This window comes from Pseudoalteromonas sp. S327 (genome assembly GCF_005886415.1).
In the GTDB taxonomy this organism is placed as follows: Bacteria; Pseudomonadota; Gammaproteobacteria; order Enterobacterales; family Alteromonadaceae; genus Pseudoalteromonas; species Pseudoalteromonas atlantica.
Genome location: NZ_PNDP01000076.1, coordinates 1 through 26,337, shown reverse-complemented (window position 1 = coordinate 26,337; position 26,337 = coordinate 1). Strand labels below are relative to the sequence as shown.

Sequence of the window (26,337 nt, the reverse complement as noted above, 5' to 3'; positions counted from 1 at the left end):
GTGGTTTGATTTGAACTATCCACGTAGTTTAAGCAGCTTTGCTTTCTTATCTGGTAGATAGAGCTTTCTATATTTTAGGAATTCCTTCGGATATTTTCCTAGACCTGTTGATAGTATTATCTGATACGAACCCTTTAGTCCTTTGAATTTTTCTAAACATGCCAATAGGTTATCTTCTTCGATTCCGGCTGTCTCCGGTGTGTCAACGAGTAAGAATCTAGGGAATGTTATTGAAGGGTCACTCAATGACATTTTTAAAAAAGTTAAATAGTACATTAATCTTATAGAGACTTTTGAACTAGCCTCCTTGTAAGTCCCCCCATTAATGATTGGCATATAGTTTTCCGAGCTAATTTTTGCTGTTCTACACTCGTCCAAAGATTCAGTCATGAGCTCGTTGTATAAACTGTTAAACTGTTTTAGTTTCTCTTGCATATCAAGCTCAGCTTTTGATTCGTGTAGCTTTCTATGAGATGCAGCGTTGTCAAATCTCACCTTAAGTTCGTCAGATTTTTTGATAAGCTCTAGGAGTTTCTCCTCCATAGTAAGTCTTTGGTTTAGTTTTGAAATATCATCTTTCAACTCAAAAATGAAAGAATCTACTTCTTCTAGATTTGATGAGGGCGAAATCTGCCCTGAAGATTCTATTTTTTCATTAAGGAGGTTTTTCATTCCATGCGCTTTTTCTGCGAAGCACCTGATTTTTTGCTTTAGTTCGTTCAACTCGAAAATACATGCCTCGTAAGCCACAACAATAGTTTCTCTAGATTTAACGCGGGATTTGAGAATATCTATATATTCATTTGATGTATATGTGAATCTCTCAAACCTCATTTCATCAACGGGATTCCCACAAATACAGTGATTTTCATCTATTTCCACTTCTTCTAAGCAATATGGACAAGTCTTAGAGTTAAATAGAGAGAGGTTATTATGTGTGTGGATTATTTTCTCGATATTCTTTATATCTTGATCTCTTTGTTTTATTAGTTCTTTTAAATCAACGATCTCTTTTAAAATAATATATTCTGAGCGTTTCATTTCAATGATATCTTGCTCTAATAACGAGATTTCATTTTTTAATATATCGATTTGAGTAGTCTGTAAGGGTTCAGGTAACGATTGTTTTGTTATCAGCTCTCTTTTTGAGAGTAGTTTACTTAAACGAGACTCCTTTTCATTCAGTTCACCTCTAATGGCATCTACATTTAAAATATCATTATTTCCCGATAGCTCATTTAAATTATCTACGAGTTTTCTGTACTCTTCAGATACATTCTTAGCAACTTGATATTCTTTATCAGCCTCTCTCTCTTTTGTTATTCCTGTATAAAGCTCTGAGAACTGATTACCAAGTAAAAGCTCAAAAATAGCCTTTCTGATCAATTCAGAATCAGTAAAAAAGTTCGTTTTGTTGTCTAAAGGCTTATAGATACCGCTTGGGTCAGGTAACTGATTGTGATAAATCAGCCTTAGTAAATCAGAAAAATTGAATTTAAAAGTACTATTACCTTGGCCTAAACTAACAACGTCGATGCCCAGCTCATCAAGTATCCAATCAGAGAAAATATTATCGTTACTATTGGGAGCTCTAAAAATTCTGTATATTTGGGTTGTGTCAGCAACCACTTCCGGACTAAAAAAAGGTACACCATCATCATCTAAGTACTCAGCTACGAGTATCTCATTTTTTTGGATTTGACGACGTAGTAAGTAATTTTTACTATTTATAGAGATAAATAATTCAGCATAATTATTTTTATCATATGCTATTTGTTCGTGAGGTTCATCTGACTTACTATCAAAGTGAGTTACTTTTCCTCCCAAACAGTAATAAATAAGACTATTTAGTGTTGTTTTTCCTGTTCCATTGTCAGCCTCTATGAGCACTATATTAGTATCGAATACTTCTGATTCGAAATAATATTTGTCTCCATAGTAGTTTATTTTATTTATTCTCAAACATGCCATGTTTTAACACCATTATTTTTATAAACTCTTTCAATAAACGTATCTAAGGAAAGGGCTGTTATTCGCTCAACAGATGATTTTAACTTTTTTATCTTTTCATATTCATTGCCAAACTCTTTTTTACTAAAAAACTCTTTAGGAATTACATCCTTGTTTAAAGTAAGATCTAAAGTGTCTAGGCTTTTACTTTTCCTTAACGTGATTAAGCCCCTTTTTTCTAGTGTAATCAAAAGAGAATTAAATCTAGTTATTTGAGTTACCCCATCTTTATATGATTCATATAGTATTTCTTTTTCTTGTTTAGAAGCATTAAACTCTGTTGATTTTATAATTGAGTCAAAAGTTTTAGTGTCACTTAATAGCAAGATTATGAATAATAGCTTCCGACTATCATTGAAATAGCTGCCATTTCTTTTTCCTAATCGATCTAGTGTTATTAATATCCAAAAGCACATATAGTAGGGATCATCACTAGAGCTGAACATAAGCCTTTTTTTTATATCACACATCGTTATACCTCGTTCAGAGCAATAAAACACTCATCAAACAGATCGTAGATTATACTTTTAATAATGACCTCATTTGACACCCTATAAGTAAAGTCATTTTTTAGTGCCTCGATTGTAGCAGTTGACTTCTCGAGCATATTTCCTATGGCTGTAATAATTTCATCTTGCGTATAGGTGCTCTGTGCATTGAGTGCTAAATACTCTGCACAAGCTAAGAAAACTCTATACTTCAGAGCTAAGAATGATTTCCCACTGTTTGTATCAATTTTTACTGTGCATGCCTCTCGCGAGTATATCCCGTGAAGTTGCTTAGAGAAATCAGGGCAGACAGACATGAGTTTATCCCCCAGGTTTCTTTTATCTGTGATTCTTTGAGATTCTTCATGGTACCTCTCCCATGAAGGATCTAATAGTTCAACGGAAATACTGCTCTCTGCGTTTTTGAATACCATTTTTACGTCAGAACCGGTGATAAACTTATTAGAAAACACATTATCATTCTGCCTCTCATCTAATAGTTCCATAAGTTCGCAAAAAATAGTCTCTTCTTTATCCTCATTACTAAGATTTGATAAGGGGCAGGTTTTGATTAGTTGCAGTACACTTGCCTTGAGAGCATCATTATCTTCATCATCGAAATGCCAATATATTTTGTCGAGAAAATTATTTGCCTCTTCTAGCGTTAAATTTTTGAGTATAGGGAAATAGGAGTTATCTAATTTATTTTGTTGTCTAGCCAGTTCTTGAGCGTAGTTTGCCGACTTTGGATTAGGAGTTTTGAAGTATTGACTACGATATTCTTCGAGAATGGTAGCTTTAAAGTATTCGAATGTTGATTGGTCTAGCGGGCCTCCGTCACTAAAAATTTTCAAAATTGGTTGAGCCGGAGGTGCTAAGTTAGTGCCGTTGAACAAGACCTTCTTTTTTTCTTTACCTATTGTTGCTGTCGTATAAAACCCTAGTTTTACGTTATCACTGGACTGCCAGTTCTTAAAGTAGATATCGAAAAAGCTAACTAAAGTATTCTTAACAGCTTCACTTTGGAGTGTAAAGGCACTATTGTCGTATGCTTTAAGTTCTTCAACTCTGGATTCATTATGCGACTCATTAACTATGGTATGGTCAACATCTTCTGTAATTTCAATCGCTGTGTAAAATAGTTGCCTATCGTTCTTAATGATTTCTTCAATCATCAGCTTGATTGCACGGATCTTTTGAAGTCGAAAGCCTTTGGTTTTATCTGAAGCTCCGCGATAAATAGTATCTTTAGGCATGTTATTCCAAACCACCACAAGTAGTGTAGTCCATATATAAGAAGACTGTAGTTATTATTAGATATTGAATTATAAGGATTAAACCTAAAAAACCAACAGAAAAGTTCTTGTGTTGTACCTTTATACAGCGCAGTTATTACCCAATTCAACTTCGAAACTTACTTTATTGCATCAACATCTTATCGGCACCGCTACTCCAATTCAGCGCGTTTCCAAAGCTCCATGTGCCTAATTACATTACCATAATTTCTTTCATAATCGCACGTTCTGCGTAGCCATTCAGTTGTGATGCCATTTGCAAAAACAAAGAAAGAGAAGGCAACACATGCAATGCTGAACAACAGACTTAATGTTTCGGGGCAGAAATGAGTTAAACCTGAAAGGTAGCTTCACATCCTGAGACATTCGGCACATAAAATATTAATTATGATTGGCAAGGTATTGTACTGTGTCGGATGGCGCTTCGCTTATCCGACCTACACAAGCTAATAGCTAGCTCTTCTCAAACCTTGGCACTTTTCGCTTATCGGCTTTGCTCATAGCAAGCTCTTGTATCTCTTCTTGCTTAAGCTCGTCTGATTTATCTTCTAATGAATGCTGCTTGGCGTTTTCATACACCAGCTCGGTAAGTAGTGCAAAATGATCAGAGCCATATTTTGCAAGGCGCTTAATGCGCTTTACTTTAAAGCCTTGGCTGTGAAATAAATGATCGAGCGGCCAGCGCATAAAAAAGTAACTTGCGTGAAAGGTGTTATAAAAGCCACGGCCTTTACGTGGGTCTAAAAAACCACTTATTTGCATAAACAAACGGGTGCTACGCGACCATGCCACATCGTTTAAATCACCGGCTACAATGGTCGGGCGTGTTGGCTTTTTAAGTGCTTTAGCGACCATTATTAGCTCTGAGTCGCGTGGGCGCGATGAGTCTTCTTCAGTGGGACTTGGTGGCGCGGGGTGTATAAAGTGCCCTTGCATTTCAAGGCCTTCATTGTTTTCGAACAGGATATGAATTGAAGGAATATCATCTTCAATGAGCTCACATATTTGCGCATCAAGAATTTTAAATTTACTGTATAAATGCATGCCGTAGCGGTTGTCTTTAGGGCATTCAATATAATAGGGGTAGTTTTTTTTAAGAACAGCTAATTTATTTTCCCACCAGCTGTCGCTTTCAAGGGTAATTAATAAGTCGGGCTGGTGTTTATCAACCAGTGAGATTAGTTGCTCACTATTGTGGTTTGACATAAGCACATTAGCCGACATGATTCTAACACTGTGATCTTCGCTCACTGAGGCCGTTTTAACTTCTTTTTTAGCAAGCCAAGTGTAAGGAAATATCCACTTACCTTGTAATGCCATGGTTAGTAATGCGGTCAAAGCAGTATACAAATACCCGCTATTGCCGCTTTGCCACAGTAAATAAAACGATATAATTGCAACAGCGCTGGCTATATAAAATACCTGTAGTCGAACGAAGTCGCAGCTGCGCACTAAGTAGTGCTGACTGTACGACATAGGTAACAAGGTCACTAATAAAAAAAAGCCAATGATTATAGCCAGTGCAATGAGCATTTAAATATCCTTATAAATTGTACTTAACGAGTTAAAATTGAAAGTATTTCTCGGGTATCGTGCACCATGTGTATAACTGTACTGTCTATTTTTATACTTACTGTACCATTATCTCTAGAACGTTCAATAACGCGGCCTTGTTTATATACATTGCGGTCTAGGTAATCGCCTCTATGGTAACGCTTACTTAACCCTGGTGGCGTCCACCCAGCACGCACTAACTTTTTTTGCTGCTTTTTAGATAGTTTCTTACTGCTTTTATAGTTGTGCTGCTGATGTTTATGGTGGCCATTTTTATGGCCGTGTTTGCCTTTGTCGGGCTTTGCCTGTGCATGAACGCTAACCAAGGCACCCGCTAAAAAAACCGTATATAAAAACGCTTTCATAAATAATCTCTAATAATGTTAATAGCTAAAGATTATCAAACACGCCTGAACATCATATGAAACTGCAAGCAGCTATTTATCTCGGCTTGTACTGTGTTTTGCAATGGCTGCGCATTATGGCTGGGTCTCGCAGTTTTAAATGCTTGGTTTTACGCCCTGCGTGGCGTTTGCGCCACACTTTAAAACTACCCTTTGAAATATGCTCTCGCATAAACACGACCAGCTGTGAATAATTAAGCCCGTATAACTGCTCTATAGCCTCAAAGGGGGTTCTGTCTTCCCACGCCATTTCTATAATTCGCGATTGCTGCTCTGCGTTAAACATGGTTATCTCTTAAAATTTAAACTTATACGAGAAGAAAAAATACATAGATCATCACCTCAAAACCGAATATCGCTGTATAATAAACACACTAACATAAGAAAAAATCGGATTTACATTTATGCGCACATTATTGCTGCTTTTAGCTTTTAGTTTTTCTTCGCTATTATTAGCAGCGCCTAATAAAACGCTGCGCTGTGCAACTACCCATTACCCGCCTTTTACAATTTATGACGATAAAACACATACCTTTACAGGGATAGACATAGACTATTTAACTTTTATAGAGCGTAATTTAAAAGTAACCATTGAGCTGGTGCATTTACCGTGGGCTCGTATTAAAAAAGAAATGACGTTAGGTTACTACGATTGTTACTTTGCGTTGGCAAATAATACCGAGCGTGCGCAATATTTAGAATTTACCACTGAGCCACTACACACCACCCAATTTGGTTTATTTAGCACAGAAAAAGCAAACCTTAATAATGACTTATCAAATTCACGCATTGCTATGCTAAGAGGCGTTAAATTACCCAATGTACTGGCAAAAGAATACAATATTAAACAAAGCAACTTTATGCATTCACTCTCCACTAAAGCCACATTTGATTTGCTTAATAAACAGCGTGTTGACTACGCAATTACTAATTATCAAGCCGGCTTATGGTACTCAAAAGGCTATAAAAACATACATGCTAAGCAGCTTGAAGGCTATGCCCTACCTGTTTATATTGCTTTTAAGCATGGCGTGGTCAACACCGCAATCGTTGATGAGCAAATAAAACGCTATAAAGCGCAATTCGGTGTGCATTAATAAGGTAGGCAATGTTAACTAAATTACCAAAATGGGTGGAGTACGGCGCGTTTGCGCTCGCTTTTATTGCTGGCATTGTGAATGCTGTAGGGTTATTAGGGTTTGAGCATCAGGCTATTTCTCACCTTTCCGGTAGTGTTACTTTACTTGGTATAAAACTAATGAGCAGTACCTCTGCTGCGTTACTACTAATGAGTATAATTTTAAGCTTTATGCTTGGCTCTGCCCTTTCTGGTTTTTTACTTACCGGCGGCTCGTTAAAGCTGGGGCGCCATTACGACACCCTATTATTTATTGAAGGCCTATTACTGCTTTTAAGCACCTATTTACTCAGCCGCGCCCATGTTTATGGCATTACGCTTGCCTCTGCCGCCTGTGGTTTACAAAATGCCCTTGCCACTAACTACAGCGGCGCAGTAGTGCGCACCACTCATTTAACCGGTATTTTTACCGACCTAGGTTTAATGATAGGCAAGGCGCTAAAAGGTGAACCCTTTGATACCCGCAAAGGCGTAATATTTATACTTATTATTGCCGGCTTTTTATTAGGTGGAGTGTGCGGGTTTATGCTTTATGAGCACTTAGCCCTACTTGCTTTAACCGTGCCCGCTGCGGCTTGCTTTATATTATCGCTAACTTATCGGGTATATAGAATACGCGCACTTTAACGCAAGCGGTTTAAAAACTGTTTAAAACACCTTACCATGGCGTTAATAAAGCGTTACTCACCTTAAAGGAATGTATGAAACCTTATATTTTGCCGCTGTTATTACCACTCAGCCACGTTGCACTTGCTGATAATAAAAACGATGATGCAATAGAAACCATAACAACCACCGCATCACGTACAGAAGCACTGGCTACCCCCTATCCGCTTACTATTAGTACCTTATCTGAAGCGCAGTTAAATAGCATTGCGCCTACTCATGTTGAAGAGTCGTTACAACGTATTGCAGGTGCTAACGTACAGCGCGGAAATGGGCAAGAATACCTACCGGCTCTTCGCTCGCCGGTGCTCTCGGGCGCGGCAGCCTGTGGCGGCATACTAACCCTTGAAGATGGCATTGCACTGCGTGCTGCAGGCTTTTGTAATATTAACGAGCTATTTGAAGCGCATAGCGAAATGGCGCAGCGTATTGAACTATTAAAAGGGCCGGGCTCTGCACTGTATGGCTCAAACTCCGTACACGGTGTAATTAACGTAATAACCCCTGATACAACCCAAGGCGGTGGATTAGTCGGGCTTGATTATGGCTCATACGGGTATGCCCGTTATAAGCTTCGCGCTGGGCAAGACTACGGCAACAGTGGTATTGGCATAAACGCAAGTATTACCGACGATACCGGTTACCGTGATGATGAAAGCGTTAAACAGCAAAAAATAAATATTCGTCATCGCTTTGAGCGCTCAAACCTATTGCTTACCTCTGGCCTTACATACACAAATTTAGATCAGCACACTGCGGGCTTTATTACGGGTTTTGAAAGCTATAAAAACGAAGACATAGCACAGCAAAACTTTGACCCCGATGCATTTAGAAAAGCCCGCTCATTTAGAGCGTGGAGCAACGCCCAGTGGCAATTAAAAAACGGCAATGTGCTTTCTATTACGCCTTATGTGCGCGACCAAAGCATGGACTTTTTTAAGCATTTTTTACCTGGCACCCCGCTTGAAACCAACAGTCAAACAGGCATAGGTGTGCAATCGCTTTATCAACATAACTTGCAAAGTAATGTAAAAGTAAACCTAGGGCTTGATGGCGAATACACTCGCAGCGATTTTACTCAAAGCCAAAACGAGCCAACTCAAGGCTCTGCATTTTTAGTAGCCACAGTACCGCAAGGCAAACACTACGATTACGACGTAAACGCAACTCTATATGCGCCGTTTGCATCAGTTGAGTGGCAATTAAATAAATGGTTTATTAGCGCCGGCCTCAGGTATGAGCATATGCAGTACGATTACACTAATAATATGCTCACAGGGCGCACAACAGAAGACGGCACAGAATGTGGTTTTGGCGGTTGCCGTTATAGTCGCCCAGCCAGTGGTAAAAATAGCTTTAGCAATACCTCACCTAAATTTGGCGTGAGCTACAAGGCCAACAAAAATAATACGCTATACGCTAACTTTTCGCGTGGCTACCGAGCGCCGCAAGCGGCAGAGCTTTACCAATTACAACGCGAACAAACCACCGCCGATTTAAACCCCGAAATAGCCAATAATGCCGAGCTTGGCTTAAAAGGATATTACAGCAATGTAAGTTACGCATTGGCTGTGTATGCTATGAGCAAACACAATACTATTTATCGCGATAGCGACTTTTTTAACGTTAACGATGGCAGTTCACGTCACAGAGGTATTGAGCTTGAAGTAGATTATGCATTAAGCAAAACGCTTAACTTACAATTTGCAGGTACACATGCAAAGCACACGTATACCAATAATCAGTTAATTAATGGGCTAAATATAAACGGTAACAACGTAGACACCGCGCCACGCAATGTGGCTAACCTTGATTTAACTTGGCAAGCCTTTAATAACCTAGCGCTTGCACTGCAATGGCATAGCGTAAGTAGTTACTATACCGACCCAGAAAACCTACTTAGCTACGAGGGGCATGATATTTTAAGCTTGCGTGCAAAGTGGCAAGTTACCAATAATTTAGAAGTGCTTGCACGTATAATTAACCTTACCGACGAAGCTTATGCAGAGCGTGCTGATTACACCAGCTTTACTGGCGATAGGTACTTCCCTGGTAAACCGCGTAACGCCATGCTTTCGGCTACGTACACGTGGTAAAACCATGTATAAAGGTTAATTTAAATCGCCCATATATTTAGTGGGCGATTTTCCCATTACCTTTTTAAACATAGTTATAAACGCACTCACCGATTCGTACCCCAATAACGCCGACACTTGCTGTACACTTTGCCCATCTGATAGTGCCTGCAGCGCTGTAATTATATGTAATTGCATTCGCCACTTACCAAAGGTCATACCGGTTTGCTTTTTTATAAGCCGTGCCAACGTCCGCTCGGTTAAAGCAAAATCGTGTGCCCATTGTGCAACGGTTTTACGATTATTTGGCTGTGCGAGTAACTGCTGCCCCATAGCTTGAATAACCGCATGCTTAGATAACACAAAGTCGAGCGGCTGGGCGGGCATTTCAATTAATAAATCAAACAGTACCTGAGCTAAACGAGCTGTTTTAGTGTCTTCATTATAGGCTTGGTGTTCGCTTGCTAGTTTTAGCATTAAACTTTTTACCAGCCCCGTTATTGCTAATGTACAGGTATGCTGTGGCATGCCGTGCTTATTGGCATCAATAAATACAAAACACAATTTGGCGTTATCAGATGCGCGATTGCTGTGTAAGGTATTTGCAGGTACCCAAATAGCACTGTGCGTTGGCACCATCCACATTTTGTTAGCCGCTTCGCAGGTAACATAACCATCAAGCGCTAAAATTAGCTGCCCCTTAGGGTGAGTATGTAACGGGTATTCTTTACTGCCTTGTGCGGTATCTACTTTGGCAATTATAGGCTGTTCCATGTGCTCGTAGTTTTGTAGGTATCCCCACCCTTTAGGCTCAAACATATTTTGTCAGTTTTTAGTTATTCAATGTCAGTATAGCTAAATTATAATACTGCTGATTTGTTTATACTAGCGCCAATAATTAGCTAACTTATTTTGTAATAATGACTCACACACCTCACAGTAATGCTGATATGTCGCGCTTTTCAAGCGTATTGCTTGTAATAGGTATTTTACTTATTGCTGCCAATTTACGTGCGCCTTTTACAGGGGTTGCCCCTGTGCTTGAACAAATAATTGCGCATTTTAATTTAACCGCTTCGCAAGCAGGCTTTATTACCACCTTACCGCTAATTGCCTTTGCCATTATATCGCCTATGGCTGCAAGCCTGGCTAAACGCCAAGGGCTTGAGCGCACATTGTTTTTTGCTGTATTTTTAATATTACTGGGTATTGCCGCACGGGTGTTTAACTCATCCATTATGCTCTTTGTAGGCACAGCCATAATAGGCGCAGGTATTGCCATAGCTAACGTATTGCTACCAAGTATAATAAAACGCGACTTTGCGGCAAAAGTGGCGGTAATGACCTCTGCTTATGTACTCACTATGGGCATTGCCTCGGGTGGCTTTTCAGCATTAGTTTATCCGCTTAGCCAATATGAAGGGTTAGGCTGGCAGTTTGCATTAGGGGCAAGTGCACTCATTACAATTACCACTTTAATTGTGTGGATGGCGCAATTAAATAAACACACAAAACCGGCACAAACAGCACAGGCCTCAACACTTAATAAAAGCGTATGGCGCTACCTACTTGCTTGGCAAATTACCTTGTTACTGGGGCTAAATTCATTTTTAAATTACATCATTATCACATGGCTGCCTAGCATACTCACCGAAGCGGGCCAAAGCGCAACGCAAGCAGGCGCGTATCATGGTGCTTTTCAAATTGCGACTGCCATACCTGGGCTTGTGCTTATACCTTTACTAGGAAAATTAAAAGATCAAAGTGCGCTTAGCTTTATACTTGCATCACTTAGTGCGTGCTGTGCACTAGGGCTACTTTATATGCCAAGCTTTGCATTAGTGTGGACGCTACTACTTGGCTTTAGCTCGGGAGCGTGTTTTATTTTAGGACTGTCGTTTATTAGCTTACGTACCGATAACTCCACGCAAGCGGCTTCGCTTTCGGGTATGTCACAAAGTATTGGCTATTTGTTGGCGGCTATTGGCCCTATGGTAGCTGGGGCGCTACATACAAGTACCGGCAGCTGGAGTGCGCCGCTTTGGTTATGTGCAGGTGCAGGTGTGTTATGTGCTACATGTGGATGGTTTAGCGGCAAAAACACCACGCTTAATAATAGTTAACTTACTAGCTGCTGTAACCATGAAAACAAGCCCGTTGCTGGCTTTTTAGCGGGGCGATGCTTTTGCTCAAAGCGCTTATTAGCGGCTTGACGTTGCTCGCGGCGCAGCTGCGCTAAATTAGCTTTTGCAGCAAAACGCAAACGCTGCTCTTGGGTTAGTTCGTCATTAAAGTTAATGGCTGACTTTTTAACTGCTCGGCTACTTTTCGGTGAACTACACATATTTTTCTCCAAATGACTGTCTTATAAATAGACAGTCATTTGGTTAAAAAAATTTCACACAAATTTAAAGCGCAACGTTACCTTTATAAAATTACGCAATCTAAAATTACTTACACCAATCGTGTTAAGTTATTAGGCATTTATAGCGACAGATAAATAGCGTGATAACAAGGCATGAATATCGACATGCAGTTGTTCTACATAAGAAATTTACAACGCTGTTAGCGCTCTATTTAGCACGTTAGAATGATTAAATATTTAAGTCGATTGGTATTATACAGCACCAATACACTCTACTTCTACTAACGAATCAAGGGCTAACGCGTTTACTGCAAATGCACTACGTGCAGGATACGGCGCACTAAAATATTGCGTATAAATAGCGTTAAACGCTTTAAAATCGTTAATATTGGTAAGCATAACAGTGCACTTTACAATATTGCTCAGGCTGTAGTTATGCTGCTCTAAAGTGCGCTTAATGTTTTCAAGGGTTTGCTTAGCTTCACCTTCAAAACCACCCGCTGCTAACTTACCGGTTGCAGGGTTAATCCCTATTTGCCCCGACATATAAAGCGTATTACCGGCTTTTACTATTTGCGAAAATGGTAAGTTAGGATTAGCTTTGCCTGTATTTAAAAAGTCGACATTACTGGGTTTTGCCTGGGCAAAACTCGTCAGTAGTACACTTGCTAATAAGGCTGTTTTTGTCAGTGTTTTCATTAATAGCCTACCTGTTTATTTAGGTGTAGTTTCAAAAGCCGGCACTTGGTGTAAATCGTTTAGCCATGTAAGCGTTGATTGCGACCAAATTTGCGCAGCTGGGGTAAATTCATCACGCTGATCAACGGACCCTATGCGCAGGCCGTACACTCTATCGGCTTTTGCTTCGTTCGTTGCGTAAAGTGTAGTGCCGCACGTACCACAAAAACCTTGTGCGCGTTTATTACCGCTTTGTGCTGTTTTAACATACTCTTTTGGCTCGCCTTTAGTAAATACCACCGAGTTTGGCTCAGCCATAATTACGGCTCTAAATGGCCCACTCGACATGCGTTGGCAATCGCTACAATGACATACAAGTACGTTATTATTTTGCGACTGAGCTTGGTATTTAATTTCACCACAATAGCAGCTTCCGGTAATTTTCATTTTACTCTCCTTGAGTATGTTTAAAGGTGCTTAACCTAAATAAGCTAAAATAATTTTAGGTAGTTCTTGCGCGTATTGCTGCGCCGATAAATCACAGGCTATCGCAGGGGTTAAATCGTGATACAGCACTTTATCAAGCAATGAACTGACAATTAAAAATACTGCAGTACCTGCCGCCGCCTCGCTCACTTTGGTATCTGTTTGGCTAATTAGTTGCGCTAACCGCTGATAAATTACTCGCCTGTTTATGTGTTTATCACTGCCTAATAACTCGCTGTGCAAACGCGAATTTAAATGTAGCGTTCTAAATACCCCCTGCTGTGATGATAAAAACACATAGGTTTTATGGCATAAAGTGTTAACTACATCGTCTAAGTTTTTATAGTGCTGCGCCTCAAGCTCTGTTACCCAGTTATCTAATGCAATACCAAAGTCTTGATACAACATGGGCAGCAGCGACTCTTTATTTTTAAAGCGACGGTAAAACGTACCTACCGACACCTCGGCGTAATCGGCCAGCTCTTTTATACTTATGTGCTCAAAAAACTTACTTTTTAAACTGTGATGCAGCGCTTTTAATAGTTTTTCTTGGGTTTGTTGACTGCGTTGTTGCTTAGGTGCCAAAAAGGGTTGATCAGACATAAATTTAAACGTGTTAGGTTAAAGTGCACACATAGTGCAGCTTGTTAATATAAACAACAATACCCAGCCAGCAATTACATTACTCGCTGGGTAGTTATGTCGTTATTTTTGGCTATTTAAATAATCTACCGCTAATTGGCTAAGCGCTTTGGTACCCACTTTAAACGATGACTCATCGGCATAAAAATAAGGTGAGTGGTTACTTGCTACCGTTTTCAAGTCTTGATCGTCAGGCGTACCACCTAAAAATACAAATACACTAGGTATTTCTAGGGCATAAAACGAAAAGTCTTCTGCGCCGGTTATTTTACCCATTTCTTGCACGTTTTGTTTACCGGCTGCTTTTTCAAGGCTAGGTAACATTTGCGCAGTAAGTTCAGGGTTATTAACCGTTACTGGGTAACCTTCGTGAATATGCACATCGGCCGTTGCCCCCGATGATTTAGCAATATGTGTAGCGGTTGTTTTAATATTTTCAAAGATTTGCGCGCGATTATCCATATCAAAATTACGAATAGTGCCAACCATTTCAACTTCTTCAGGAATTATATTATTACGCACACCACCGGCAATTTTACCAAACGACACAATAGCAGGCTCTTTGGTTATATTTACTTGGCGGCTAACAATATGGTTAACGCCCGTTACAATTTGCGCATAGGCAGCAATAGGGTCAACGCCTGTCCACGGTGCTGAGCCATGCGCTTGGCGACCATGTACAGTTATTTCAAAGCGATCGGCACTGGCCATAAACGGCCCACTTCGATAGCCAATTTTCCCCGTATGTAGGCTCGATGTAATATGCAGGCCAAATGCTACGTCAGGTTTATATTTTTTAAATATACCTTCTTTAAGCATTAGCTCTGCACCGCCCTCTTCGCCTAAAGGTGCGCCCTCTTCAGCAGGCTGAAACACAAACATGATGTTGCCATGCAATTCATCTTTCATATTTGCTAATACTTCGGCTGCGCCCATTAGCATAGCTACGTGCGTGTCGTGGCCACAAGCGTGCATTATGCCTACATCAACGCCACGGAAATTTGTGGTTTTGGTTGATTTAAATGGCACATCTGTTTTTTCTGTTACCGGTAGTGCATCCATATCGGCGCGTAGCATTACTGTAGGGCCAGGCTTTGCGCCTTTTAAAATACCAACAACACCGGTGTAAGCAATATCGGTTTGTACTTGCATCCCTAACGACTTTAAATGTTTAGCCACAATGCCTGCGGTACGCGTTTCGCGATTACCAAGCTCAGGGTTTTGGTGAAAGTCGCGTCGCCATTCAATTACCTGCTGCTCTACATTTTTAACGTGCTGATCAAGGTTTGCCTGCGCGTTAAACGCACCAAGTGCAGCAAAACCTAATGCCACCGAAAGTAGTGATTTTTTCATCCTGATTTCCTTTATTATTTTAATGAAGCCCAACAACCGATTTAGTGTTATCGAAAAGTGCTGTTGAGTTATAGCCTACACCATTTTTAAATACAGTTTCCATATTACGGATAGCCGACGCATCTTTAGCAAAGTCGCCATTAACAATAACCAAGTCGGCATGTTTACCTACTTCAATACTACCTATTGTATTTTGCTTATTTAAATACTGCGCTGCATTTAACGTAGCTATTTTTATTGCTTGTGGCTGCATAAACCCAGCCTCTACGAGTAATTCAATTGCACGCTGGTTGGAAAAGCCAGCAATAACGCCGCCATAACCTGTTGGGTCGGTTCCCACCATTAATTTACCACCAGCGGCTACAAACATTTTTTCTAGCTGCATCATTTTTTTAAATACTAAAGGCCAACTAGATTCGCTCTGCTTTGCTATTTTTTCAAAGCGCGACTCGTACTGATCACGTACTTGCGGTATTAATGCATCAAGTGCTTTTGGGTAGGCTTTAGGGCGACCTTTAGTAAAGGTTTCAAATACAGTAAGTGTAGAGGTAAGTACTACATTTTTAGCCACTAAGTAATTTATTAGGCTCGTTACTTCTGGCGAGTTTATATCTAACTCAACAAACGATTGCTGTACGTCTTTATTACTTGGGCATACATCTTTTTGTTTGTTTTTAACAAAGTCGGTGGCGGCAAAAAAGCCATGTTCTAGGTTATCAATACCTAAAGCGGCTGCTTCGCGGTATGTAACTGAACATAAATGAGCCGTTACTTTGTTATTTTGCTCGTGCGCTTTTTTAATAACAACATCAAGCTCATTTTGATTAATATGCATATACGCTTTATATGAGGTAACCCCCTCTAAGCCCCAGTAGTCCATCATTTTTTTAGCATCGTCTGCATCGCGTAGCGACTTTATTTTTAAAATAGGTAAACCGGGGCCATTTAAATACGGTGCCGTTACATCTATATCTGGGCCTAAACTTTTACCTGCGTTTATATCATCTCTTAATTTTAAATCAGCATATGGTGCAGTGGTGCCTGCAGTACGAATTGTGGTTGCACCGCCTGCTAAATATAGGCGAGGAAAGCTGTAAAGCATTTCGGTGTAATGAGCCTTGCCAGTTGGATAAAACATGTGCTCATGCATCATCACCAATCCCGGAATTAATGTTTTTCCACTACCGTCAATAATATTCACACCTTTAGCGACGCCTACTTCTGCTGTGGCGCCTATATTCACAATTTTATTTTTATTTATTACAACCGTTTGATTAGTTTGTGCCGGTTTGCCGGTGCCATCGATTAACGTGATATTTTTAATTGCATAACGCCCCGCTTGATAACGTACAAATTGCTCATCAACTGCATAACTTGTAAAGCTAGTTAAAGCGCAAGCAATTAATAATAAAGATTTTTTAATTTTTTTAAATGCGTACATAGGTATACTCATAGTGTGTGCTCATCTTGGTAGAAGACATTACTATAAATGCACCACCTAAAAATGTAAATCTGGATTCACATTTTAATTCATCATACTTTAATAAATCTTTTTTACTGTACTCTTTTTAAATTACACGGAATGACTATGAAAAATCGAATCGCTAAAAAGCACGTTTTAAAATCAACATTGGCACTGACTATTGCACTCGCATTGAGTGGCTGCGACATTGATGATGACGATAATAACGACCCTGTCGTTGTAGAAACACCAGAGCCTGCACCGGTTACTTTGCGCGTAATGGAAACAACCGACATACACATGTATTTATCTAACTACGATTACTTTGCACAAGCCCCCTCAGAAACCTTAGGGTTTGTTAACACCGCTACCCTTATAAAAGAAGCCCGCAATGAAGTGCAAAACAGTGTACTTGTTGATAATGGTGATTTAATTCAAAACAGCCCGCTTGGCGATTACGAAGCGATTGTACGTAAAGACGATATTTTAAATGGCGCAACCCATGTGGCCTTTAAAGCAATGAACTTGCTTGATTACGATGTTGCTAACTTAGGAAACCATGAATTTAATTTTGGCTTAGAGTTTTTAGATGCCACATTAAGTGGTGCCGACTTCCCGTATATTAATGCCAATGTATACGTTGATGATGGTGATGATGACGACAGCAACGATGAAAACCGTTACACCCCATACTACCTTCAAGATAAAACCGTATTTGATATAAACGGCAACGAACAAACAATTAAAATTGGTTACTTAGGCCTTACCCCACCGCAGATTATGCAATGGGATAGCGCGCACTTACAAGGTAAGGTAATTGCAAAAGATATTGTTGCTACTGCTGAAAAGTTCATTCCACAAATGAAAGCACAAGGCGCCGATATTATCATTGCCATTCCGCACTCTGGGTTAACAGCCAGCGCCCAAGAAGACCTCGCTGAAAATACGGCCCTTTACCTGTCTAAAGTAGATGACGTAGACGCCATATTATTTGGTCATAACCACCGTTTGTTTCCGGGTGATTCGTCGTACGATGGCTATGAATCGGCGGGTATTGATAACGTAAACGGTAAACTTAATGGCGTACCGGCTGTTATGCCTGGCTTTTTTGGCAATAACTTAGGGGTTATTGATTTAATTGTTGAGCCAAACGATGAAGGCGGCTGGGAAGTAACCAGCTCAAAAGTAGAAACCCGCGCTATTAGTGGTACAGATGAAAACGGCGACTTTGTTGATGTAGCTGCTGTAGATACCGATGTAGCCGCAGCAATTGAGCTTGAACACCAAGCAACGATTGATTGGGTAAGCGAACCATTTGCTGAAATTTCAAACCCTATATATAGCTTTTTTGCTTTGGTGCAAGACGACCCGTCAATTCAAATAGTATCAGATGCACAAATAGCGTGGGGTAAAGCGTTTATTCAAGGCACTGAGCTTGATGACTTACCCGTGCTTTCGGCAGCAGCCCCTTTTAGAGCTGGCCGCAATGGTATTGAAGATTACACCAATGTAAAAGCAGGCGATATTACCCTACTAGATACCGTTAGTTTGTATGTGTTTCCAAACACTATTCGTATGGTAAAAGTAACAGGTAGCGATGTTAAAGAGTGGCTTGAACGCTCTGCAGGTCAGTTTAATCAGATTGATATAAACAGCAGCGCTGAGCAAAACCTACTCGATACCACTTTTCCTACTTTTAACTTTGACATTATTGACGGCGTTACCTTTGAAATTGACGTCACTCAGCCAAAACGATACGACAACGATGGGGTGTTAATAAGTGAAAACAATTCGCGCATTACTAACTTGCAATACCAAGGTGAAGCGATAGATTTAGAGGCAGAGTTTTTAATTGTAACTAATAACTATCGTGCATCGGGCGGCGGTAACTTCCCGGCGATTGACGGTACTAGCCGTGAAACATTTGAAGGCCCAGATGAAAACCGCGGTGTGCTGCGTAGTTACATTATTAGCGAAGCCGCTAAAAGTAGCACAGGCAGTATTGACCCTTCGGCCGATAATAACTGGCGTTTTAGCACCGTGACCACCAGCACAGAGCTAAATGTTGTGTTTAGAACATCACCGCTTGATGAAGTAGCTACTATTGCACAAACACTCCCTGCTGTTGCGCCTACCTCACCACTTAAAACAGACGAAAATGGTTTTGCGCTATACACCATAGATTTAAAGCAGTAACCTTTAAGGCATAAAAAAAGCCAGCTTAGCAGCTGGCTTTTACTTAACCTAAACCCTTAATTATTTAGCAATATACACACTATAGCTTAGCCCTTTTAAAGTGACCGTTAACTTGCCATTTTGTTGCTCAAGTTGCTCGGCAGCTACAAGAGGCGAAAAGTGTTTATACGGGCTATTAAACTCTATTGTTTGTGGCGTTTTTTCGCTATTAAACACAATAATATACGCCTGCTCTGCACCTTTTACTGTGCGTGAAAACGCAAACATGCCAGTGTTTTTAGCAAAAAATAAGTCGTTGTATTCACCGCGGCGAAGCCCTTCGTGATTTTTTCGTAACTTACTTAATTGCGCAATAGTTTTAAATAATGGGTGCTGCTGGTTAAAGTTATTATCGGCCGTTGTTTGCGTGGTGCCTATAAGGTTATTGTCGTTATAGCTTGCAACATTTGATGCAAACATATCTTCGCGTGCATCAATATCGTGGCCATCGCCTGTAAAACCTTGTTCATCGCCATAATAAATAACCGGTATACCGCGAGATAAAAACATAAATGCATGCGCTAATTGGCTGCGCTTTAATTTAAGCTCATCACTTTCGTGATCAAATGTTTGGTTTATAAATAAGCCAGGTCTGCCCATGTCGTGGTTCCCTAAAAAGGTCATAAGTAAATCGGCTTGGCTGTCTTCATCTTGGTATAGTGAGTCTTGTGCAAATAGCTCGCTAATGGCGCTTGGGTTCTGTCCTTTAAAAAACACATCGGCCGCTATTTTTTGAAATGCAAAATCAAGCACCGATGGAATTTTACCTTCTGTAGTAAATACACTTAGGTTTTTAGGGTTAGGGTCGTACACCTCACCAAACACATGAAAATTTGGAATCCCTTGCGCTTTAGCGTAATCAATAATAGCAGGTGTAAATGTTTGCCAAAACTCGAGATTAACATGGCGTACGGTATCGATTCTGAAGCCGTCGGGCTTAAACTCTTTTATTAAATTTTGATAAATATCGACCATGCCGCTCACCACCTGCGGATGCTCTGTTTTTAAATCGTCTAGGCCGTTAAAATCACCATTAAGTGAGCTTTCACCACTAAAGGTGCTGTCGCCTTGGTTGTGATAATAATCGACATTGTTTAGCCACTGTGGATACTTAACATTTTTTAAGTGCTCAGGAATAAATGGGCTATACGGCTTAGGGTTATTTAGCGCTTTATACTCACAATGCGTTAAACCTGCTTTAAATTGACCGTTTGGCATGTGGCATTCGTCGTAACGAATAATATCGGCTGTGTGGTTAGTAATAATGTCAAAAAATACTTTAATGCCTTTTTTATGAGCTGCATCAATTAGCTTTTTTAAAGAAGCATTCCCACCAAAGTGCGGGTCTATTTCGCTAAAATCGACAATCCAATAACCATGGTGCGCAACACCGTCTGATTGAATCGCTTGGTTGCGTAATAAAGGCGTCATCCAAATTGCTGTAACCCCTAGCGCTTCTAAGTAGTCGAGTTTTTGTTCAATGCCTGTTATATCTCCACCATGAAAACCACTGGTGGTTGTTAAATTGAACCCACCAGCCGAAATAGCATGCTCATTGCTGCCATTATCGTTTTGCGGATCGCCATTATTAAAACGATCAGGTAATACAAAATAAAATATATCGTCGCGTACATCGCGCTGTAAATAATTATCAGTGCTTGCAGTGTTTGCGTTATCGGCCGCTGGTGGCTGATTACTTTTACAGGCCGTTAATGTCACTACAGTGCTTAGTAAAAATGTTGTTAGTGTGTTTTTTATCATTTTAGTGCTCCTTTACTAAACTATGGCAACTCGCAACCTTTTACACTTTCGTAAAGTGCATACCAATGAGCGGCCGTTAATTGTATTTTGTTTACTTGTGCACACGCTTTAATACGCGCAGTGTTAGTAGTCCCTATAACAGATTGAATGTTTGTAGGGTGCCTGTTTAACCATGCCAGTACAATGGCTTCTGCACTTGTTTCGTACTGCGCAGCTAAGCTTTGTACTAATTGGTACGTGTTTTTAATACGGGTTTCAGCGCCGGTTATATCAGCACCCGAAAACAACCCTTGGCATAAACTTCCCCACGCCTGCAGCTGTATATTCTCGTGCTGGCAAAACTCGATTAAGCCCGGCGTAAAGTTAATATTTGCGCCTTGCGCGTTACCAGCATATATGCCCTCTTCAACCCAGTCATTTTTTAATAAGCTCATTTCTACTTGATTCAAAATAAGTGGCTCTGACAGGGCTTGTTGAATGGCTTTTATTTGATGTTGCTGCATATTAGACACCCCTAAAAAACGTACCTTGCCTTGGCTTTTTAGTTTTTTATAAGTGCTAGCAATTTCCTGAGGGCACATGAGTGGGTCGGGTCTGTGCAGAATAAGTACATCTAAGTAGTCTGTTTTTAGCTGCGCTAAACTTTTATTTACACTTTGCTCTATCCACTGTCCTGAAAGGTCATAACGCTTTGGGCCATGCTCATCTTCAAATCGAATACCGCATTTAGATTGAATAATTAACTTATCACGGTCGGTGCGCGTTTTTAAAACTTCACCAAATACCTGCTCTGCTTTACCAAAAGTATAAATATCAGCATGGTCAAAGTAATTAATGTTATTTTCAAGCGCTGCCTCTACTACTGTATGTGCTTGGTTTATATCGGCTTTGGTTATTGGGTTGTTATTCCAGCCACCACCCAAGCCCATACAGCCATAAATAAGTTCGCTAGCATTGGGTATAAATTGAGAAATAGTTTTATTGGTCATGAGTTATCGGTATTAAAAAAGAGTGACTTGTAGTTTACCGATTAAATTATTCAACTAAATACTAAAAATAAAACTCATTATTTGCTATAACAAACAATAAAAACACAGTGCTCATTTAAATGCTGAGAGAACATAAAAAATTTGAACGGTTATTTTTGTTTAACGAAGTAGCCAAACACTTAAGCTTTTCAAAGGCAGCTTTAGCGCTTGGGATCTCCCGAGGGTATTTGTCTGAGCAAATAAAAGCGCTCGAAAAAGAATACCAAAGAGCCCTACTTATTCGCACAACCCGCAGTGTAAAGCTCACCCCGCAGGGAAAGCATGTGCTTAGTTGTATGGGAAATATTAAAAGCACATTATTAGAGCTTGAACGAACCTTAGCCCATGAACACGAGGCTATTGCCGGCAACATTAGAATTACCGCGCCGAGCCAATTTACCAATAGATATCTGCTAACTATTTGCGAGCAATTTAACCAAGAGTACCCTGATGTTAAATTTAATATAGACTGCAGCTACACCCCTCACAATTTGATTCAAAGCAACTACGATATTGCATTTAGATCAACCCTTAATCCGCCCCAAAACATGATTGCCAAAAAGCTTTTTAGTTATAAACAGGTGTGCTGTGCCTCGCCTAGTTATATTGCTAAAAATGGTGAGCCAAGCGACGTTGAAGATTTATTAAAGCATAGCTGTTTAACCAGCACGCAATTTAGCCTGTGGCATTTTTCCGATAGGGCCATTGAGCTTGAAGGAAAACTAAGCATTAACGATAACCACATGCTTAAAAGCCTTGCATTGCAAGGTCAAGGAATTATATACACCCCGGAGTATTTAGTAGATTTAGAAATTAACGCGCACACTTTGAAGCCGCTATTAACGCAGTTACAGTATCCGCAATCTGATGTGTATTTAATTCACCCTCAGCTAATTAACGAATCAGCACGTATTAGCCATTTTATTAAATTTACCACTAACTGGTTTAGAAACTAGCTTACCAATTACTTTTATATTGAGATAACTGGTTTACTAAATAATCTACTAAAGCTTTAACAGTTGGGCTTAACAATCGTTGAGACGGATAAAGTAAATTAATAGGCTGTGGGCTTGGCGCGTATTCACTTGGCACCTCTACCAGCTCACCGCTTTTAAGTGCTTGGTTAACGTAAAAATTAGGTAATTGCGCTACACCTTGGCTTGCTAAAGCAAATGCTTTTAAACTTTGTGAGTCGTTAACCTCTAAACTACCTGAGACTTTTACAATGGTATTCTTACCATCAAGCCTATAACTCCAACGCTTTGCGTTAGCGACAACCGTGTTTATAAGGCAATTAAAATTTTTTAGATCATATTAAAACAATTAAGCCTATTTCAGCACCTGAAAAATAAACATCTTTACCTACCTAACTAATTAAGTGCTAGGATAATGGCTTGAAATACTGATAACTTGCAAACCTAACTATGAATTTAAATCAGCTCGATCTAAACCTTCTTATTATTTTAAAGCAGCTTTTAAACGAAAAACATATTAGCAATACCGCCTTAACTTTAGGCATGAGCCAACCTTCTATAAGCCGCTCGTTAAGTAAATTGCGCTCCTTATTTGACGATCAATTATTAATAAGAATGGCTGGAGGGTATGAGCTAACACCAAAAGCGCAATCAATTCAGCAAGACCTAAATTCTATTTTAAATATGGTAGAAACACTGGTTAACAAGCAAACCTTCGACCCTAAAACCAGCACAGCCACCATTAAACTGTTTGGCCTACCGCCGCAAATGCATTTATTTATAAAAACAATAATTAAAGATGTTCGCGAGCAAGCGCCTAATATCACCCTTGAAATAGACACCCTGCCTAAGCCGCAGTTTTCTGATTTGCTTAAAGGCGATACGCACTTTGTGATTACTGGCCACAAGCCCGCTAATTCAGAGGGTAAGTTATATCAACAGCCGTTGTTTGAGCGCGAGTTTAAATTAGTAATGGCTCGCTCCCACAGGCTGGCTAAACAAGAATTAAGCGTTGATTTATTGCGTGATTGTAATTTTGGGCAAATATCAATTCAGGGTGAAAAAGCATTAACTATTGCACAAAACTTTGCCGCGCTAGGCATTGATAATATAGCGACGCCAATACGCTTAAAAAACTTTTACAGTATTGGCAGCATTGCTGAAAACACTGATTTAATATTTTATGTGCCCAATCATTTTGCTGCAGATGTGTGCCAACAGCATGACGTAGTTGCCAGAACCCCGCCCCAAGAGCTTAGCTCAGAGTATGCACAAGTGGCTTTATACTGGCATCAACGCCACCATAATGACCCTGTATGTCAATGGTTTAGAGAGCTTGTAAAAAATAAAGTATTTGAAGTTTAAATAACTGTTATTCATGTAGGGTATGTATTTTAAATTGCCATTTAAGGCAGTGAACGTTTTAATACGAATCATTCTTAATAATATTAAAATTAGATAAACATACTCACCATGAAAAACACGCTCCCATTTAATAAGCACGCGCTTAACGTTGTTATTGGTACTTTGTGTACTGGTATGTCATTCATAAGCTTAGCAGATCAAGCTCCCGATACCTCAGAAACCATTGAAGTATGGGGCACAACAATTACTAATGACTCGCTACTACAAGACGATATTGAAAGAAAACAAGCCAACCATTTAAGTGATTTACTCCGTGACCAAGCTGGTATTGACGTAGGTGGCTCGCACTCTATTGTACAAGGTATTAATATTCGTGGTGTTGACGATTTAGACCTTAACATTACTGTTGATGGTATTAGCCAAAACAATAATATGTTCCACCACTCAGGAAACTTACTTATTAATGCTGATATTTTAAAAGCAGTAGATATAAAAGTAGGGACTAACTCGGTGCTAACTGGCGGCCTTTCTGGTGGTGTAGCCTTTGAAACCAAAGATGCTAAAGATTTACTAGAGCCAGGTGAAGATTTTGGCGCACGCTTATACACAAACTTAGGTACCAATGATTACGCAGGTGGCTCTGCTGCGGTATATGGTCAGCTAACCGACAACATAGACGCCCTTGCCTACTACACCTACACCGACAGAAATAACTTTAAAAACGGCAATGGTAAAGAAGTTACAGGTAACGAAGGCCGCACGGTAGATGGCATCTTCAAGCTCGGCTGGGATGTAAACGAGAGTAACCGTTTAGTGTTCTCATACGACAGATATAACGATGAAGGCGATTACTACGTAAAAACCAACTTTGGTGCTGGCTTTGCTGAAGATTCAGACGCGCAAACAGAAGATATTGACTACACACGTACCAGCACTTCACTTGCCTACGAGCTAGATAAAGGCGATGCCATTATCCTACGCGCTAGCGTTTATCGCAACGAACTAAGCTATATTGCACTAGGAACTGAGGGTAACTCTGAGCATACGGGCTACACTGCCCTTGCAACATCTAAAATTGCACTTGCTGGGTTTAACCATACATTACGCTACGGCGGCGAAGGGTATGAGCAAGTATCAAAACGTATCGAAAACCACGTACAAACCAATAAAGACACTGCCGACTCGCACGCTATTTATATTGAAGACGAAATCGCTGTAACCGATCAGTTATTTGTAACCCCTGGCGTGCGTTACAACTACTTTAAAGTAGATATGTACTCAGCCGGTACTAACGATTCGTTAGATAAATCGTGGAACGAGTTAACGTTTGGTTTAGCGGCTAAATACCTAATTAACGATAACTGGAGTGTTAACGCAAGCTCTACAGAGCTTTTTCAAGGTCCTGGCCTGCGTGAAAGCTATGTTGATTACAGCACTAACTTTGATAAAGACTTAAAAGCAGAAACCGGTGTAAATAACGCCATTGGTTTTGCCTTTAAAGATCAAAACATTATGGGCTTAGACTCATTTGGTTTTTCATTAAACCTGTTTAAAACCCGTATTGAAGATTACATAGACAACTGGGCAATTGGTAAAGGTCGCCCAATTGGTACCTATGAAAACTCGGGTGATTACGATATAGATGGTTTTGAATCAACGCTTTCACTGCGTAAAGCGCTATTTAGTGCGCGTTTAAGTTACTCTAAGTCAGACTCTGAACAACTAGAGACAGGCGAGCAACTGCGTTATGAAGTAGGTGATAGCATTTCACTAAACCTTGGCTACGAAGTACCAAAATACGACTTGAAATTTAACTGGACCAGCCTAGTTAACAGAACTGATGACTCGGTATCAAGCGGTGCTGATATTCATAAAGTGGGTTATCAGGTTCATAACATCAGCATGCAGTGGCTACCAAGCCAGCTTGAAGCATTAAGCATGACCTTAGGTGTTGAGAATATTTTTGATAAAACGTATTACTCTCACGCTTCATACTCAAGCGACACAGTGCAAGATTACGAAGCGGGTCGTAATGTTAAATTAAGCGCGTCTTACGTTTTTTAATTTAATAACTTGCTCATTATTTAAGGCTCAATATTTTATTGAGCCTTTGCTGTTTAAGGGGGGCGTACCTTAAATAGCGTCAACCATACCAATCCGCAATAATACTTAATCATTTTTAGGAGCTAAACGTGTCGCTATCTGCGTTAAAAAACTCTCATTTACGACTGCATGGATGCAGAAGATAGAGCAATGCAGGAGCAATTGCCGAGAACAACTAAATAGCGAATTTTTTGCCTTGCTATCAACACGTTTTTCCATCCTCAAAATAGTTCACTTAATTATGCGGATTGGTAT

At 40.0% G+C, this 26,337-nt stretch carries 23 protein-coding genes and 1 pseudogene; 8 read left to right on the top strand and 16 right to left on the bottom strand.

The window, feature by feature from the left end; all coding sequences use genetic code 11:
- Positions 1-15 precede the first annotated feature (15 nt).
- The 6 genes from CWB60_RS19185 to CWB60_RS19160 all read right to left on the bottom strand — a co-directional run bounded on the left by CWB60_RS19185 (position 16) and on the right by CWB60_RS19160 (position 6,037).
- Positions 16-1,971, bottom strand: a complete 1,956-nt coding sequence (locus CWB60_RS19185) for a hypothetical protein (protein WP_138577595.1) — start codon at positions 1,969-1,971, stop codon at positions 16-18.
- Positions 1,959-2,480: a hypothetical protein gene (locus CWB60_RS19180; RefSeq protein ID WP_138577597.1), complete on the bottom strand. Its 522-nt coding sequence runs from the start codon at positions 2,478-2,480 to the stop codon at positions 1,959-1,961. Before CWB60_RS19180 ends, CWB60_RS19185 begins: the two co-directional genes overlap by 13 nt.
- 2 nt (positions 2,481-2,482) lie before the next feature.
- Entirely contained in the window at positions 2,483-3,754 is a 1,272-nt protein-coding gene (locus CWB60_RS19175) for a hypothetical protein (RefSeq protein ID WP_138577599.1), read from the bottom strand.
- Between the two features lie 492 nt (positions 3,755-4,246).
- Positions 4,247-5,326 carry an endonuclease/exonuclease/phosphatase family protein gene (locus CWB60_RS19170; protein WP_096042199.1) on the bottom strand — a complete coding sequence of 360 codons (1,080 nt, stop codon included), beginning with the start codon at positions 5,324-5,326 and terminating at the stop codon, positions 4,247-4,249.
- Positions 5,327-5,349: 23 nt separating this feature from the next.
- A complete protein-coding gene (locus CWB60_RS19165) occupies positions 5,350-5,712 on the bottom strand; it encodes a hypothetical protein (protein WP_138577601.1) in 363 nt (120 codons plus the stop codon).
- A gap of 76 nt (positions 5,713-5,788) precedes the next feature.
- Positions 5,789-6,037: a TIGR03643 family protein gene (locus CWB60_RS19160; protein ID WP_054983514.1), complete on the bottom strand. Its 249-nt coding sequence runs from the start codon at positions 6,035-6,037 to the stop codon at positions 5,789-5,791.
- Between the two features lie 118 nt (positions 6,038-6,155).
- Here CWB60_RS19160 and CWB60_RS19155 point away from each other — a divergent pair, with 118 nt between their 5' ends.
- From CWB60_RS19155 to CWB60_RS19145, 3 genes are all read left to right on the top strand, one after another.
- Complete coding sequence (locus CWB60_RS19155; protein ID WP_138577603.1) at positions 6,156-6,848, top strand: substrate-binding periplasmic protein; 693 nt, start codon at positions 6,156-6,158, stop codon at positions 6,846-6,848.
- Between the two features lie 11 nt (positions 6,849-6,859).
- Positions 6,860-7,516, top strand: a complete 657-nt coding sequence (locus CWB60_RS19150; RefSeq protein ID WP_024031659.1) for a YoaK family protein — start codon at positions 6,860-6,862, stop codon at positions 7,514-7,516.
- Positions 7,517-7,590: 74 nt separating this feature from the next.
- Positions 7,591-9,651: a TonB-dependent receptor gene (locus CWB60_RS19145; protein WP_138577605.1), complete on the top strand. Its 2,061-nt coding sequence runs from the start codon at positions 7,591-7,593 to the stop codon at positions 9,649-9,651.
- A 15-nt stretch (positions 9,652-9,666) separates the two neighbouring features.
- On the opposite strand, the gene CWB60_RS19140 is transcribed toward CWB60_RS19145, so the two are convergent.
- Complete coding sequence (locus CWB60_RS19140; protein ID WP_138577607.1) at positions 9,667-10,449, bottom strand: AraC family transcriptional regulator; 783 nt, start codon at positions 10,447-10,449, stop codon at positions 9,667-9,669.
- Positions 10,450-10,550: 101 nt separating this feature from the next.
- Between CWB60_RS19140 and CWB60_RS19135 the strand changes: the two genes are divergently transcribed.
- Positions 10,551-11,753 carry an MFS transporter gene (locus CWB60_RS19135; RefSeq protein WP_249318446.1) on the top strand — a complete coding sequence of 401 codons (1,203 nt, stop codon included), beginning with the start codon at positions 10,551-10,553 and terminating at the stop codon, positions 11,751-11,753.
- On the opposite strand, the gene CWB60_RS19130 is transcribed toward CWB60_RS19135, so the two are convergent.
- From CWB60_RS19130 to CWB60_RS19105, 6 genes are all read right to left on the bottom strand, one after another.
- Positions 11,750-11,974 carry a hypothetical protein gene (locus tag CWB60_RS19130; RefSeq protein ID WP_004588490.1) on the bottom strand — a complete coding sequence of 75 codons (225 nt, stop codon included), beginning with the start codon at positions 11,972-11,974 and terminating at the stop codon, positions 11,750-11,752. The two genes, CWB60_RS19135 and CWB60_RS19130, sit on opposite strands and share 4 nt — an antisense overlap.
- A 273-nt stretch (positions 11,975-12,247) precedes the next feature.
- Positions 12,248-12,694 carry a RidA family protein gene (locus tag CWB60_RS19125; protein WP_055254750.1) on the bottom strand — a complete coding sequence of 149 codons (447 nt, stop codon included), beginning with the start codon at positions 12,692-12,694 and terminating at the stop codon, positions 12,248-12,250.
- A 15-nt stretch (positions 12,695-12,709) separates the two neighbouring features.
- Entirely contained in the window at positions 12,710-13,120 is a 411-nt protein-coding gene (locus tag CWB60_RS19120; protein WP_138577609.1) for a GFA family protein, read from the bottom strand.
- A gap of 30 nt (positions 13,121-13,150) precedes the next feature.
- A complete protein-coding gene (locus tag CWB60_RS19115) occupies positions 13,151-13,762 on the bottom strand; it encodes a TetR/AcrR family transcriptional regulator (RefSeq protein WP_029771731.1) in 612 nt (203 codons plus the stop codon).
- Positions 13,763-13,864: 102 nt separating this feature from the next.
- Positions 13,865-15,154 (bottom strand): M20 family metallopeptidase, encoded by a 1,290-nt coding sequence (locus tag CWB60_RS19110; protein WP_138577611.1) that lies wholly within the window; start codon positions 15,152-15,154, stop codon positions 13,865-13,867.
- A gap of 19 nt (positions 15,155-15,173) precedes the next feature.
- The gene (locus CWB60_RS19105; protein ID WP_138577613.1) at positions 15,174-16,607 is read right to left on the bottom strand and encodes an amidohydrolase family protein; all 1,434 of its coding nucleotides are present in this window, start codon (positions 16,605-16,607) and stop codon (positions 15,174-15,176) included.
- Between the two features lie 135 nt (positions 16,608-16,742).
- Here CWB60_RS19105 and CWB60_RS19100 point away from each other — a divergent pair, with 135 nt between their 5' ends.
- Complete coding sequence (locus CWB60_RS19100) at positions 16,743-18,812, top strand: bifunctional 2',3'-cyclic-nucleotide 2'-phosphodiesterase/3'-nucleotidase (RefSeq protein WP_138577615.1); 2,070 nt, start codon at positions 16,743-16,745, stop codon at positions 18,810-18,812.
- A gap of 60 nt (positions 18,813-18,872) precedes the next feature.
- Here the strand turns inward: CWB60_RS19100 and CWB60_RS19095 are convergent, their stop codons facing one another.
- Positions 18,873-20,612 carry an alpha-amylase family glycosyl hydrolase gene (locus CWB60_RS19095; protein ID WP_138577617.1) on the bottom strand — a complete coding sequence of 580 codons (1,740 nt, stop codon included), beginning with the start codon at positions 20,610-20,612 and terminating at the stop codon, positions 18,873-18,875.
- 20 nt (positions 20,613-20,632) lie between these two features.
- Positions 20,633-21,601, bottom strand: coding sequence for an aldo/keto reductase (locus CWB60_RS19090; protein WP_138577619.1), 969 nt, complete (start codon positions 21,599-21,601; stop codon positions 20,633-20,635).
- A 119-nt stretch (positions 21,602-21,720) separates the two neighbouring features.
- Here CWB60_RS19090 and CWB60_RS19085 point away from each other — a divergent pair, with 119 nt between their 5' ends.
- Positions 21,721-22,596 (top strand): LysR family transcriptional regulator, encoded by an 876-nt coding sequence (locus tag CWB60_RS19085; RefSeq protein WP_138577621.1) that lies wholly within the window; start codon positions 21,721-21,723, stop codon positions 22,594-22,596.
- 1 nt (position 22,597) lies between these two features.
- Here the strand turns inward: CWB60_RS19085 and CWB60_RS19080 are convergent.
- Positions 22,598-22,939: pseudogene (locus CWB60_RS19080) on the bottom strand (LysR substrate-binding domain-containing protein); the annotation flags it as partial.
- Positions 22,940-23,064: 125 nt separating this feature from the next.
- Between CWB60_RS19080 and CWB60_RS19075 the strand changes: the two are divergent.
- Positions 23,065-23,979, top strand: a complete 915-nt coding sequence (locus tag CWB60_RS19075; RefSeq protein ID WP_138577623.1) for a LysR family transcriptional regulator — start codon at positions 23,065-23,067, stop codon at positions 23,977-23,979.
- 108 nt (positions 23,980-24,087) lie between these two features.
- The gene (locus tag CWB60_RS19070; RefSeq protein WP_138577625.1) at positions 24,088-26,043 is read left to right on the top strand and encodes a TonB-dependent receptor domain-containing protein; all 1,956 of its coding nucleotides are present in this window, start codon (positions 24,088-24,090) and stop codon (positions 26,041-26,043) included.
- Positions 26,044-26,337 lie beyond the last annotated feature (294 nt).